This window comes from Paenibacillus sp. 01T431 (genome assembly GCF_056398625.1).
On the sequence record NZ_JBFTPT010000011.1, the window covers coordinates 15217 to 28887 of the forward strand.

A 13671-nucleotide genomic window follows, 5' to 3' on the forward strand; every position below is an offset into this window, starting at 1 on the left:
ATAACTATATTTTTAATAAATCTAAAACGTAGATAACCTGCTCTTCATATCCAAAGACGGCTCTATTCCAAGCTCTTCGCGGCTGGCCCTCTCATATTTCGTATATAGTCGAAGCATCTTCTCTCTGTTCCCTTGTCTCTCATAAATATCGATCATAAGCTGATTCATCTCTTCATGGAGCGGATAAACTGCCAAATATTTGCCCAGGCGATGCTCCGCTTGATTCCAGTCATTCGATAATAAATCATCTTCGACTAGCTTTTTGGTCATCGTGGAGTATTGTTTAAAATAAGCTTCCTCCAGTGGTATTTTCCATAGATAGGTTTTCCCATCCAGCAGCGGCCCTTGATACAGCGCACATAAATACTCCATTTGCTCCCTATCCAGCTTCCCCTCGGCAAAAGAGACATTTGAGCGTTGGAACGCTAGCGCATCATACATTTGGTTTCCCGTTTCCATCATGTAGCCATCATTCATTTTGCGAATGCTCATGCCGAGTTCATTTTCTTTCAATATTTTTTTCATAAGATAAATTGTATTGTATAGATTGGAAGAGCTTCTCTCCTCCGGCATATCCGGCCACAACAAATCCATTACCTGCCATTTGCTAATATTGCGTCCCGAATGACACAGAAAATAGGCAAACAGTTCCTCAGCCCTGCGTGTCCGAAAATGTACAGGAACCCCTTCCGAATTGCGAACCTCGAACCCACCAAAACATTGGATCATAAATAAATCCTTTTGAGGGATGACCATTGTAGTTGCGCGCTGCCGATTAACTAAACGTTCTGTCACCCGTTCAATTGTTGAAGGTGTTACTGGCTTTAAAATATAATCAATCGCTTCTACTCCAAACGCGTCCAGAGCATAGTTCTTGTAAGCAGTTGTAAAAACAATTTCTGTCTGTATCGTTAACGCTCGTACTTTCCGTGCAAGCTCAAGCCCATTCATCTTAGGCATCTCCACATCTATGAAAGCTACGTCGGGCTTAATGTCTTCCATCTTCTCTAGTGCTTCAATAGGATTAGTGAAAGCTCCCACAATGGTGTAATTAGTATTCCGTCCTAAAATAACCTTCATCAATTCCAATATCGGCTTCTCATCTTCAATAATGACAGCCCGAAACATAATCTTCACCCCTTTAATCCTTCATCCAAAATATCGTCTAAGTGTTGCGTCATGATTATTCACCCTACGATACCATAAGGCAAATACATCGTTATCTTTGTTCCGCTCCCTTGCTCTGAATGAACGGTGAATGCAGCACCAGAAATGGCCTCTAGCCGCTTTCGAATATTAGCGATGGCAATGCCCCCATCCCGCTTCTCTCCGCTCGTTATTTGACTCAGCAGAATATCCGAAATTCCAACACCATCGTCCTCGACGGTTACTTGTATATAGCCATGTCCTTCATTAATCTTTAATGAAACAGTGCCCTCTCCCTCTTTATCAAACAACCCGTGACGGATCGCATTCTCAACAAAGGGCTGTATGCATAAAGAAGGAATCTCTACATCTTGAAGACCTTCATCTACATGAGAGATAAAAGTAAACCGCTCTCCAAACCTAGCCTTTTCGATCTCAACATAGGCATGAATCAATTCAAGCTCACGGTCTAGAGGAACGACTAAATTAGATCGATCCGTATCTAAAATGTAGCGTATATATTGACTTAGCATCGACAATAAATAGGCTGCTTTTTCTCCATCTGTATAACAGAAGGAAATAACGCTGCTTAACGCGTTGAACAAAAAATGAGGCTTAATTTGAGCCTGATGAAAGGCTAGCTCATTTTGAATGGCCTCCTGAATAGAGGTTTTCATTGCAATCAATGTTTGGATTCTAGCAAGCAGCGTCTCACCATCAAATGGCTTCGTTATATAATCATTAGCACCTGCCCTGAAACCTAACGCAATATCTGCAGGTGTGTCCTTAACAGTTGCGAAGAGAATGGGCAAATCTAGAATAGAATAGCGGTCTCGCAGTGTACGGCATAGCTCAATACCAGAAGTACCCGGCATCATGACATCTAAAATAACAAGGTCCACACGAGGATGCTCGTCCATCTTGAACATCGCTTCTTTAGCCGAAAATGCTGTAATCACATTGTATCGATGCTGCTTTAATATATGTAATAAGCTATATATATTGGAGGCCTCGTCATCCACTATTAAAATGGTACGATCATAATAGCCTATAACGTCGAGCGAGGCGTGATCAGCTGTCACTCGCTGCACCATTTCGTTTTCTGAGGATGCCGAAGCTTCCCGATAGCCTTGAATGTCTAAAGCCCTAGGCAGTGTAAAGAGCATACGAGTTCCTTCACCGATCTCGGACCAATCCACTCGAATTTCGCCGTCCATTCGCTCAACCAGCTTGCGGCTAATGTACAGACCAACTCCCATTCCCATATAACCATCCGTCGGAAGCGTTTCTTCCAGCTGCTCAAAATATTCGAAAACCTTCAAAAATTTATTGCTCGGAATCCCTTTTCCCGTATCCTCAACAGTGATAGCTACCCTATTGTCCAACAACCTCGAATTAACCCTTATCCAGCCGTTCTCTGTATGCCTAATTGCGTTATAAATCAGATTATAGAGTACCTGTCTAAGTCTGCTTTCATCTGCAACTACCCAAATATCCACTTCCACCTGATTGTCTAATCGCACCGACTTCCCAGCTAGCTCGAATTGCAGCACATCAAATACGATCTGAACGGCTACTCGCAAATCCACCACTGTCATATGCAGCCTTAATTCTCCATGCTTCAAGCGGCTTACATCAATTAAGTCATGAATTAACATAGACAGTTTAGTGGAAGTATCCTTGATCAACCAAAGATTTTGTTTTTGCTTTGGCTGCAAATTATGATCCTCATCCTCAAGCAAATGAGCTGTCATGTTCATAATACCGTGCAGAGGTGTTTTGATCTCATGAGAGGTACTCATCAAAAACTCATCCTTCCGTTGATTGGAAACGAGCAATTGACGGGAGAGTATTTCAGTTTTCTCATAGGCATTCGAAAATCTTACAGCGAGCAAAATATTTATAATGACAATAAATCCGATAATACCGAATGTTCCCACTAAATTAGTGTCTACGACATTCGTCGAGTAGAGACCATCGTATAGGAGAAAAACCATCAAAGAAACGCCGCTCCCAATGAACAGAAGCCATTCTTTCCCTTCAGACGAAGTACTCTCACTGCGTATGTAAAATACAGCCATTTTCAAAATGATATACGACACCAACAGCCCTAAATAATATAAAGTTAAACCTTTTACATTAATGTGAACGCTGTACGGCAGCAGCAAAACAGCAGCAATATAAAGGATGAATGGCGTTTGAAACAGCTTTAAGTTTCTCGGCGACAATAGCCTTGCATCAAATGAACAAAAAAATATAATAATGACCATAGCACTTAAAACTTGGCTCAAATCAAGCAGCTTATAAGTGATGTCGAATGGAATGCTCGGAAGCAGCTGTTGAAATATTTTCTCACCATTCAGTGAACGCTCTAAAGACAAGATTAGCAGGTACAATCCGCTAAGCAAGTAAGCTTTATTCCTCCGTCCAAGATAATAAAAGATAAGATGATACGCCCCGAACATACCCATAATCAAAACAAGTCCAATTCCTATGCCTAGCTGTCTGCCATTCATCTTGCTAATATCATAATCCAATCCGAACGAAATCGAATTAACGATCCCCCCGGTGACAAACACATAATTGGATACCTGAATGACAAGCTCAACTTCCCTCGTTTCGGTTTGAAAAAAAGCGCTAGAAGGCGTATTTCCAGGTATGTTCAATTTTTTGCTCGAGGATGGTTGTCCACTTTCGCTTTCCAATTTGCCATTAATAAATAACCGATGAGCCATTCGGATACTTCTTGTTTTCAGACCCATACCTTCCTTTTCATCTTGGAGAAGAATCTTTAGACGATATGTCCCAAAGCCTTTTCGAGCCATACCTCCTTTAGCGTTTTTCCCTGTCCAAGTAGCAGGTACAGATAAATAAGAAATTCCCGAATTGTTTTGGTGAAAATCGGCAGGCGTAAGCAGCTGTCCTTCGTAAAATTCCCATTCACCATCAAGAAAAACAGGGCCATCCTGCTCAAGGCTCCAATTAGATAAATCCAGCACTCCCCGCTTTGCTTGCGGCAAGTCTCGGTTAGATTGCGTTAATGCCTGCAGGCTGGCTGTCAATACAATTGTAATGAGTAGAAATACTGCTATTTTGATCAATCTTTTAACGCTCTCTCTGTGCAATGCAGCAGCCCCTTCCACGGTTCATAACATTTCGTCCATTTTATCACCACAAGCTCACATAAATCTCTATAATTCTAGGCACAAAAAAAAGACTGTTCCGCGGTCACCAAAGTGACTTACAGGACAGTCCAAAGCTCAAGCTATTCTTTTAAATCCAAGCCTTTAAATTAACCTGACGAATAAAGTCCGCTGGGCTAAGCGTCTCCGTAGCCGTACTCTCTGGCTCCGCTTCCGTTTCTTCTTCGCCGTTCATAATTCGTTTAAACAATTCTTCATTATGTGTAGCAAGAGCAAAATCAATTAAAGCCTCACGTTCAATGCGGTCAACCTCATCTTGAATGAGTACCTCTTCAAGTTCTACATCTTCATCAGGAATAAGGAAATTACGATTCGCAGAGGGTACTCTGAGCACGTAATCAAATACATTATCCGCATTGCGGTCGTAAGCTATAATATAACCATGTTCCCCGATGGGCAGGTTTTGTTCATATTGGTCAGCCACAATGACGACCTTTGTGCCTAGCTGTAGCATCGTCCTCAACTCCTGTTTCTTCGCCGCTGATTCTTTCACTACTATCCTACTAAAAAATGATAGCGGTGTCCAATCGAAGAGAGTTGATAGACGGAATAATTACATTATTCAACAGCTGAACTTCTGCGAAGAACCGTTGCTGATAAGCAAATAGACGCTGCAATACATATCATTGTGATCAAAATCGACCAACCGAATCGACTATTATTTTCTATACCTGATACCGCGGCTTGATAGGCAAAACCGCTTAATGCGCCTGGACTCCACCCCAGTGCCTTAGGAAACAGCCCCGTCAAAATGGATAAAATGACAGCTCCCCCCAATGCCGAGAACGCCGCAGCCGCCGGACTCCGAAGCAGCGAGCTGAAAAGGAGCGTAATCGTTGCTACAAAGGTGAGCCATAAACCGTAGATAAGCAAGCTGTTAAACACCTTATCCATTGGAGCATCGCCGATCAACAAGCCTGTATAGTACCAAGAAGCAAGATACCCCGCTATAAATGAACCCCAGGTAAGCATAACGATAGCTGTCCATTTGGAGCAGATGTAAGATAATACCGAAATCGGCTTTACAAGAATAAGTGATGCTGAGCCGTTGATACGCTCACCAGACACCGTCCCCATACAAACGAGCACGAGAACAAGAACCCCTAGTGTGCCAAATTGCTGCAGTGTTTGTGCAAGAACCTCAGTACCGAGCGGCGTAGGAATTTCGATAACCGTTCCCTCCGGCAAACTTCCTGCCTTCTCCAATATGACCGGCATGAAATAGGTTGATACCGGCTGCATAATACCGAGCAATATAAATACTAATGGCACCCATAGCAGCTTAAAGCTTCGCATAAGTTCGAGAAGCTCCTTTTGAACCATAACCATGTATCGAGTAAAGCTTGACGATCCAGCTGAAGGAACAGTAACTGTCTGTAAACGACTCATTTCTTTTGTACTCATGCAGTCACCACCCTCATAAATAAATCCTCCAATGATGAATGACCAATCTCCAATTTGCTTACCTTAACTTGTTCTCTCGTCAATTCTTCAAGCAAACTCCGTCTAGCTGCATCCACTTCGTTTACAGTAAATCGTGCAATTCCATTGTGCAATTGAACATCTTGAAAGAGACTAGTTTTGCCGCTATTCGTAAGGGCCGGCTGGATACGCTCTACATAAGAGGATAACCAGCGTTCTGAATTTGCATCACGTTCAATCTGAAGCTCAATGATCGGTTTGCGATGCTCATTGCGAATCTTCTCAATCGCTCCTTGCAGCGCAACTTTCCCATTCCGAATAATAATGACATCATCACACAGTTCCTCGGCATCATGCAGAACATGCGTCGAGAAAAGCACCGTCGTCTCCCGCTTCAGCTCACGCAGCAATTCAAGCACCTCTCTGCGTCCAATCGGATCAAGCGCTGAAACGGGCTCATCCATAACAAGCAGCTTAGGCTGATGGACAAGCGCTTGAGCCAGACCTAAGCGCTGCTTCATGCCTCCGGAATAGGAGCCTATTCTCCGCTTCGCAGCAGAGGAAATCCCGACACGCTCCAGCAACTCTTTGGCTCGTTTTTTGGCCTCTGCAGCGCTGAGACCGCATAATTTACCTGCATATATCACATATTCCATTCCAGTCATCCAATTATAGAACGACGGTGATTGCGGCAAGTATCCAATCAACTCACGATGATTGCCTGCTTGAGCAGATCCCATAAAATCCATTTGTCCTGCCGTCTGCTTAAGCAGGCCTGTAATCATTTTAATTGTTGTTGTTTTCCCTGCTCCGTTCGGTCCTAGAAGGGCAACACAGTGGCCTGTCGCAATCGAAAAATCGATTCCAGCTACTGCATCAACTGTACCGAACGTTTTTGTGAGTCCCTTCACCTGAAGCAATGCGCTCATCTTTCATTCCTCCTTCCAGCAATAAAGAAGGCGATCGGGCCAAAAATATTTACAAATATAATAATTAAAACCCACATCAGCTTAGGACCGCGTGTACTCTCCGCCTTAGCACACAATACCAATGCAATCACCATTAAGATCAATTGAATAACGATTATTGGTGCAATGATAGGTAATATATCCGATAATTCGATTTGATTATTCATTTTAAAGCCCCCTTAGTTCGATTTAAAAATGATCAGGCTATTCATTTCCTTTTCCACGGCGACGTGGAAACCATCCGCTCCGCACAAAAATAAAATAAAAGAGAAGCGGCATCGGCGCCTGAATCAAACCCCATAACCCCCAAAACCAAGGCATACTGTCCCTTTTACGAGCATCGATGAATAGCCACGTTGATTGTGCGATCAAGACAGAGATAAGCAAAATCCATCCCCAAATCGGTATGATCTTCAGCTCTTCCATGTTCGCACCTTCCTTCGACCAAACGTTATGCCAACAAAACCTATGCCTCCAACGGCAATGACCACTTGAAGCACAGCGAACCATACCAAGTTACGATCCAACATCCACATCATCATTCCAAAAATTAAACAAGCTAACAGCCAAAAAATCAAAAGATCCTTCCATAGCTTTCTTTTCATTTGCTGCTTATGCGCATCCACCATGTCCTCGAATCTTTGCAGCTCTGGAACATGCGGTGCATGAATAGCATCAAATCGATTTAATGTCTCTTGCAGTTGATCATCGAACCACTTCTGATCCTCTGTTTCCTCTTTAAGCTTCTTCATGCTCCGTTAGCTCCTTCCGCAGCTGCTTTAACCCATTATGCAGCCTTGATTTTACTGTCCCTACTGGGATATCCAGCATCGAGGAGATTTCCTCTTGTGAGTAGCCGTAATAATATTTCAACAATACCGGTATTCGAGTATCGCTATTCAGATCACCTAATGCTTGAAGCGCCTCGGGCCATTCATCTCCTCGCTGCAAAGTATTGTAGCGAATGGACCTGAGCGACTGCTCCTCTTGCACCCAATGCTTTTCAAGCTCGTTTCGCCGAATTCGATCAACAACGAGCCTCGATGCTATCGTTATAAGCCAAGTAGAAAATTTGGCTTTAATCTGAAAGGTCGGTATTTTTTCAATCGCTTTCAGCATCGTTTCCTGTGTGACATCCTCCGCACGTGTTTTGTTCATCGTTACTTTAAGTGCGTATTGATACAGAAATGAATAATTTTGTCGCAGCAGTTCCGAGAGCGCTCGCGAATCGCCGCGAACTGCTTGCTTAATTAGCTTCGTCTCGTCATGCACGAGCGCGCAACCTCCTCTTTTTCATTCACTTGTAGCTTAGACGGTTCACTAGCACATTTCGTTCATTTGCTTTTAAATTTATTTTTTTAAAATAAAACAACTGCGGAAATAGTAGCTCTTCCGCAGCTGTTGAATGGAAACCATATTCTATTGTTTGTTATGACTGCGGCTGTACCAATTCCATACAGGCTGCAAGTCCGCACGATCGAGTGATTTCACACGATATTCGTAAGGGCTGCCCAGAACCCGAACCGCTATTGCAAACAGATTTTTTTTCTGCTGCCAAATGGAGCGGCTTACTCTCATCGTTACAATTTGCGGGCGCCTAACCATATAAGTAGATCGTGATAAAAAACGATTGCGAAGCGTTAACTGGCCTTCTCCCAAATGAACCCCCGCAGCGTTATAGCAGCTTTTTCTCCACAAAATAACTAGCGGCAACAGTATTAGCGACCATAACCCATCTGCTTTAAATAATACGATCAATGCGGTACATAAAAGCAGAGTAATCAATAATTCGATTCTAACGTAATAAATGAAGGCACGTTTTGGCGCACCGATCAGCTTAGCTCTCGAAGGAATGTTCATTTGAGGAACAAATTCATCGAGTACTTTTTGAATATCGGAAAACTTCAGAAAAGGATGCAGCATAAGCTGTTCCTTTTTGTCCGATGATACGATTTGAAGCTGGATTTCCGCATAACCAATCGCCTGCCGGAGCGGTCCTTCGTTGACGATAACCGCCTGAACCTTCTTCGGGTCAAAAACAAACGATTTTTTCTCAAGTAAACCATAAGAAACTGCAATTTGCCTGCCATCTCTTTTAATGGAGAAGCCGCTATACTTCAGCACGTACAAAACAATAGACAGAAGCCATGCCAGCACAATTCCAATAACGACAACAATTACGATGAGTATGTAGCTTGGCATTAAACTAGTTGAATCCTCGACAACCGTTTCAAAAAAGTGATCCGGGAGAAGCTGATTGATAATATCATCTGCAAAAGAAAACAAACCCGCCAAAAACGCCGCTACGAGACCAAAATTAGTCGATGTCGCAGCTGCTTGAAGAAGCTGCGCAGCCGATAACGTTATCTCCGATTTTTTGGTACTGGCCTCGACAGTCGGAGCTTGCGGTGTAAGCGGCTTATTGTTTATTTTTACAACAACCTGCTCATCAGCCTGTTCATTGACCGCGATATGTTCAGCAGCCGGGTCAGTCGGTACAACGATCGACGATGCTTGTTTTCTAAGCATATATTGGATGTCATTTGCTTCTTTTATAGAGAGTGCCGGCAATATCCCATCTGCCTTCTTATTGCCGCCAGGCGTCTCGATCTTCACTTGAGCAACCCCGAGTATCCGCTGTATAAGTGGCTGCTCGACGTTAACGGAGTGGATACGTGTATAGTAGATCGTTTTCTCATCCCTGAACAACAAGCCTTTTCGAATGATAATACGATCCTCTTCCAGCCAAAATCCGAAACGCTTCCATTCAAAAAAACTAAAGACTAATAATACGACAGATAACACGGCTGCCCCGGTATACCAGTACCAATTCAAATTAGTCCAACTGGTCCCTTTCAATACGCCGATCAAAATAACAGGAATAAAACCTTTAATCGTATTCAGCAGTCCGAACAATATATAAATTGGATGAAGCGTGCGGCGATCATTCATCCTGATCATCCACCTTAGCCAAAATTCCAATTTTACGTTTCAACTGCTCTGCTTCCGTTTGCTTCAAACCACTGATTCGGTGGGTTGTAGCAGCTGTAACTATTGATACGCTAGCCAGATCATACTTCCGCATCAGAGGACCGCTCTCAAGCTCGACATGCTGTACGCGTACCATCGGAACAAGAACATTGCTCAAAAAGATAAGACCTGATTGAATTTCAAGCTCATCGTCAAATAGCTCATATGAAAATCGCGTATACTTCATTTCTGGAATAACCCAAGTGAACATAATAAAAGAGATGGCAAAAATGGATAATGCGATCCATCCTGGTATTAGCGTCCAATCCCAAATCGTTGCACAAGAAAAATAGGCGATGATTAAAGCGAGAAAAATACCGTTCGTAATTAGCTCACTAATGCGATAAACCGTAATATAATCACGATGAAGCCGATTCGTTAACTTTCGATTCATTTCTATCGTTTCCCCCTCTATTTGTTAAGGCAAAAGAATGAGCTCCGCCTTGGAACGAGTCAGCGCCCTAGCGCCTTGCTCCGTAATTAAATAGCTATTCTCAATACCGACCACGCCTTCTCCCGGAAACGTGAATTTCGGTTCAACTGCGATAACCATGCCGGGCTGCAGAGGCATTTGAAAACCTTTTGCCAACACAGGCCACTCATCAATTTCAAGTCCAATGCCATGCCCTAGAAACTTCGCTTGATCCGCACCATAACCCATAAAATGATCCGTTAGCTTAGCCGCTGCACAGCTCTCAAGCGCAGCCTCGTAAAGCCTTGCGCAAGGCGTGCCAGGAATCATAAGTTTCTCAGAATCAGCAATTACTGACTCCGACACCTTGTAGGCATGGTGAAGGGTTTCAGAAAGCTTCCCTATTACAGCTGTACGTGTCTGATCAATAACATATCCATCTACACAGCAGCCAATATCAATTAATATAGGTTCATTGCGTTTGATGATCGATCTGCTTACGCTTTGCGGCGATGCCCCGCCAAGACCAAGTCCGCCCGCAGGTCCGTCAAAATAGGATGGAACCGCTGCTGCAGCTCCCGAAATAACCATACCGGTCGTTATCTCTTGGTTATATCCGCGCATGCGCATCAAACCAATATGTCCGCGTATACGAAGCTCATATTCAACACGCGCCATCCATTCAAGCTCGCTGATTCCTTCCTTAAGATCATTCAGCGCCTCGCTTAATGCTTGTGCCACTACTTCGGCAGCTTCCTCGATACGGCTTACTTCCCATGGAGATTTAATCATTCGCAATCTCCGAATGTGAGCTGAGCCATCCATCAGCTCGCAACGTCCCGATGTGCCAAGCAGCTCCGTCAGCTTGATGTAAAGCTGCGCTGGAAGCACATCTAGATCGGCGGCTATCCGCAGCTCCTCTCCTTTGTTAAACAAATACGCATAGTTCTTTGCCAGCGTTTCTCCAAAAACACGAAAAGCACCGAGCTCCTCTACCTGAATGACCGTCTCCAGCTTAGCGCGTTGAACGCTGCGACGTACATAAAAGGTAGGTTCCCCAATGCTTGGAATAAATAAATAACCCGTTTGCATAGATCCGCAAAAATAATATAGATCTACATTTTGAGTAATAAGAAAACCAATAATTCGCTCTGCTTTCATAACGTCCTGCAATCGCTCAATTCGTTGTTTGATAAGCTCAGCAGGAACATCTGCTTTAATATCCATCACTTCGTTAATCAACTCCTATTTATTTCCCTCCTCTTATTACACCAATTTTCCAAATTTTCGTCAACCTGCTACCAGCTCTGCTGCCCCCTTAATATCCCATTCAATAGGATCCATCACTTGAAACGCTCGCGGATACACGATATGTACAATCAACACAACTCCCGGCCGATTAAGCGTCACCTCATAATCAAAGGTCTCATTTCGATAAAGGTATGGAAAAGTTTTTTCATCATTTACGATCTCAAATACGAGTACCTCAACTCGCTTTTTCAAAAATGATTCCGGCAGCGGCACGCCTTGTTCATCCAGCCTTAAATTTTCTCGCAAATATAAAGTCGCTGCCGCTGCCGCTTCACCTGGAGATAATCGAAGCACGCCATTGCCAAGCGCCGCTGGATCAAGCTGTTGTGCAGCTGCATGCGCAGCTCGATTAATCGCTCGCTTGCTTTGGAACAAGGTGCGCATCGCAAGCTCCTCTTCAACCTGAAGCAAATGAATCGATATCCAGACCGTCATCATCAACACGATAAGCAATAGCTTGTACATCGATTCATTCACCTCTTTCCGTTATGGCAAATATTCACTCATTTTCATTCCAAAAGCCCGCATTCGCTCGCTCGGCAGCGGAGGTGCCAGACCAATTAATCGATCTATTTCAAATAAATCCTCATACGGGTAGCTAAGTGTCAACGAAATGCCGGTCCCTCTTACAACAGGGGCGCTAGGGTTTGAAGCTGTGACACCACTCGTTGTAGCTAGTTTATATTCGATCTGGTCAGCCTGCATGCCATAGCGAGCCATACGCTGCCTAGATTGCTCTTGCATTTCCTCGCTAATGTAGCCGTAGGTTCCACTAGCGCCTATTTCCAGTAAATAATCTACCTCCTGCTGCAAAACAGCTTGTCTAACAATGAGAACATGCTTATAAATGGGCGAAAACATAAGCCAGCATAAAAGCCCTGCAAACAAAACGAAAATCAATATTTGCTTCATGGACTCATTTCCCTAATATGGCTGCTTATCGAGCTGCCTGCCCCATCGATTTGCTTCTTCATTCCCTTATCACCATCAGCAACTGCTTGATAGCAAATAATTACGGCAATAAGCAGCAGCATCGATACAAGTATTGAGCGCAATAATGGAACACCTCCGCTCTACTTTATAATTTTATGCAGCTGAGCTTAAGGAAGCAGAGCGCCAATTTTTGTATTGGCTGCTGTTCCTTGCGATTCGATCTGACTGCTAGTTCCAGTCTTGTCCTCAGCGATGATTGAGTTAAACAAAACGATAACAACAACAAGCATCATGACTGTCATCAAAATATTACGCATGCTACCACCTCCTTTCCAAAATAACCGATTAATGATTAGCCTAGCGATTCAAACAGCTTCTGTCCTTCTCTCACCCATGGATATATAAACACTTGAAAGGTATACAAGATGGGGATTCCCGCGATAACAAACAAAAAATAAGAGGTTGATTCCTTACGACTTTCTTTAGCCAGCTCCAGCTTCTCTTTATAATCCTCTATACGTACACGCAGCAATTCGTAATATTGCGGACTCTCATGGAGTCGAAGCGCATCAATCGTTTCTACAAAGCTCAAAGCCTCCTCCGTTCCGAGCCTTTGCTTAAACCGTTGAAGTGCGCCGCCCGCATCGTGATACCATTCAGCCAGAAGCCGTTCAAGATCATAGCGCATCGCTCTCGTAAAGGGTACACATCTTAGAAGCTTCGCATGAACATGCAGGGAGGAATCGGATAAATAAAGAAGCTGCCTGCTAATAATGAAAATTTCTTTCGTAATTTGCAGGGTGCGCACCTTGCGAATAGAACGCAGCCATATTAGGTCGACATACAAAACAAGCATCACAATGAGTAAGCCTGGACCCGCATACGACATGGGGATATAGGCGTTTATACGCTCATACCATGCAGCAGCCAAAATAATTATCCCGCTTACACCAATTAATAACGATCGCCTTGCAAAAACATACCAAGCTGTATCGATGGTTACACCACAGCCTGCGAGCAGCAGCTCCCGCTCTATAAAAGAAGGATGCTGCCTTGAAATAAGCAAAAACCGCAGCCACTTATCCGGTGCTTGCCTCGTTCGCCACCCGAATACAGCGAGGTGCTTCCAYCTCGATGGCCGCTCCGGCCACAACTGCAAAAGCATATAAATCGCAGCCGCGCCGCCTATGCACTGACTTATTAACAGCGCTAACCGTATTGATACTCCTGTCCATTCAGGCATTTA

The 13671-nt window shown here is 43.7% G+C and carries 17 protein-coding genes; all 17 read right to left on the reverse strand.

The genetic code is table 11. From position 1 onward, the window contains the following. Nucleotides 1-21 precede the first annotated feature (21 nt). Nucleotides 22-1128 (reverse strand): response regulator, encoded by a 1107-nt coding sequence (locus AC1DM9_RS20055; RefSeq protein WP_477582057.1) that lies wholly within the window; start codon nt 1126-1128, stop codon nt 22-24. Between the two features lie 59 nt (nt 1129-1187). Then, the gene (locus AC1DM9_RS20060) at nt 1188-4271 is read right to left on the reverse strand and encodes an ATP-binding protein (protein ID WP_477581817.1); all 3084 of its coding nucleotides are present in this window, start codon (nt 4269-4271) and stop codon (nt 1188-1190) included. Between the two features lie 148 nt (nt 4272-4419). Then, nucleotides 4420-4803: an ATPase gene (locus AC1DM9_RS20065; protein ID WP_339207439.1), complete on the reverse strand. Its 384-nt coding sequence runs from the start codon at nt 4801-4803 to the stop codon at nt 4420-4422. A 104-nt stretch (nt 4804-4907) separates the two neighbouring features. Continuing rightward, a complete protein-coding gene (locus AC1DM9_RS20070) occupies nt 4908-5753 on the reverse strand; it encodes an ABC transporter permease (protein ID WP_441876922.1) in 846 nt (281 codons plus the stop codon). After that, nucleotides 5750-6700: an ABC transporter ATP-binding protein gene (locus tag AC1DM9_RS20075; RefSeq protein ID WP_477512801.1), complete on the reverse strand. Its 951-nt coding sequence runs from the start codon at nt 6698-6700 to the stop codon at nt 5750-5752. Before AC1DM9_RS20075 ends, AC1DM9_RS20070 begins: the two co-directional genes overlap by 4 nt. Beyond that, nucleotides 6697-6906, reverse strand: a complete 210-nt coding sequence (locus tag AC1DM9_RS20080; protein WP_339207436.1) for a PLD nuclease N-terminal domain-containing protein — start codon at nt 6904-6906, stop codon at nt 6697-6699. Before AC1DM9_RS20080 ends, AC1DM9_RS20075 begins: the two co-directional genes overlap by 4 nt. A gap of 37 nt (nt 6907-6943) precedes the next feature. Continuing rightward, nucleotides 6944-7165, reverse strand: a complete 222-nt coding sequence (locus AC1DM9_RS20085) for a sigmaY antisigma factor component (RefSeq protein ID WP_441876928.1) — start codon at nt 7163-7165, stop codon at nt 6944-6946. Next, the gene (locus AC1DM9_RS20090; protein ID WP_441876931.1) at nt 7153-7491 is read right to left on the reverse strand and encodes a YxlC family protein; all 339 of its coding nucleotides are present in this window, start codon (nt 7489-7491) and stop codon (nt 7153-7155) included. Before AC1DM9_RS20090 ends, AC1DM9_RS20085 begins: the two co-directional genes overlap by 13 nt. Next, nucleotides 7478-8011 carry an RNA polymerase sigma factor SigY gene (sigY, locus tag AC1DM9_RS20095; protein ID WP_477581820.1) on the reverse strand — a complete coding sequence of 178 codons (534 nt, stop codon included), beginning with the start codon at nt 8009-8011 and terminating at the stop codon, nt 7478-7480. The genes AC1DM9_RS20090 and sigY overlap by 14 nt, the downstream gene beginning before the upstream one ends. 147 nt (nt 8012-8158) lie before the next feature. Beyond that, nucleotides 8159-9691 (reverse strand): PH domain-containing protein, encoded by a 1533-nt coding sequence (locus AC1DM9_RS20100; protein ID WP_477581822.1) that lies wholly within the window; start codon nt 9689-9691, stop codon nt 8159-8161. Next, nucleotides 9684-10163, reverse strand: a complete 480-nt coding sequence (locus AC1DM9_RS20105; protein WP_441876940.1) for a PH domain-containing protein — start codon at nt 10161-10163, stop codon at nt 9684-9686. Before AC1DM9_RS20105 ends, AC1DM9_RS20100 begins: the two co-directional genes overlap by 8 nt. Before the next feature lie 24 nt (nt 10164-10187). Next, nucleotides 10188-11408 carry a M24 family metallopeptidase gene (locus AC1DM9_RS20110; protein WP_441877568.1) on the reverse strand — a complete coding sequence of 407 codons (1221 nt, stop codon included), beginning with the start codon at nt 11406-11408 and terminating at the stop codon, nt 10188-10190. 63 nt (nt 11409-11471) lie between these two features. Continuing rightward, on the reverse strand, nt 11472-11957 hold the full coding sequence (locus tag AC1DM9_RS20115; protein WP_441876943.1) for a hypothetical protein: 486 nt from the start codon (nt 11955-11957) through the stop codon (nt 11472-11474). Between the two features lie 21 nt (nt 11958-11978). Then, nucleotides 11979-12404 carry a hypothetical protein gene (locus AC1DM9_RS20120; protein ID WP_441876945.1) on the reverse strand — a complete coding sequence of 142 codons (426 nt, stop codon included), beginning with the start codon at nt 12402-12404 and terminating at the stop codon, nt 11979-11981. Then, the gene (locus AC1DM9_RS20125; RefSeq protein WP_441913223.1) at nt 12401-12547 is read right to left on the reverse strand and encodes a hypothetical protein; all 147 of its coding nucleotides are present in this window, start codon (nt 12545-12547) and stop codon (nt 12401-12403) included. The genes AC1DM9_RS20120 and AC1DM9_RS20125 overlap by 4 nt, the downstream gene beginning before the upstream one ends. Nucleotides 12548-12592: 45 nt before the next feature. Then, nucleotides 12593-12742, reverse strand: a complete 150-nt coding sequence (locus AC1DM9_RS20130; protein ID WP_179089950.1) for a hypothetical protein — start codon at nt 12740-12742, stop codon at nt 12593-12595. 35 nt (nt 12743-12777) lie between these two features. Continuing rightward, the gene (locus tag AC1DM9_RS20135; RefSeq protein WP_441876951.1) at nt 12778-13668 is read right to left on the reverse strand and encodes a hypothetical protein; all 891 of its coding nucleotides are present in this window, start codon (nt 13666-13668) and stop codon (nt 12778-12780) included. Between the last annotated feature and the right edge of the window lie 3 nt (nt 13669-13671).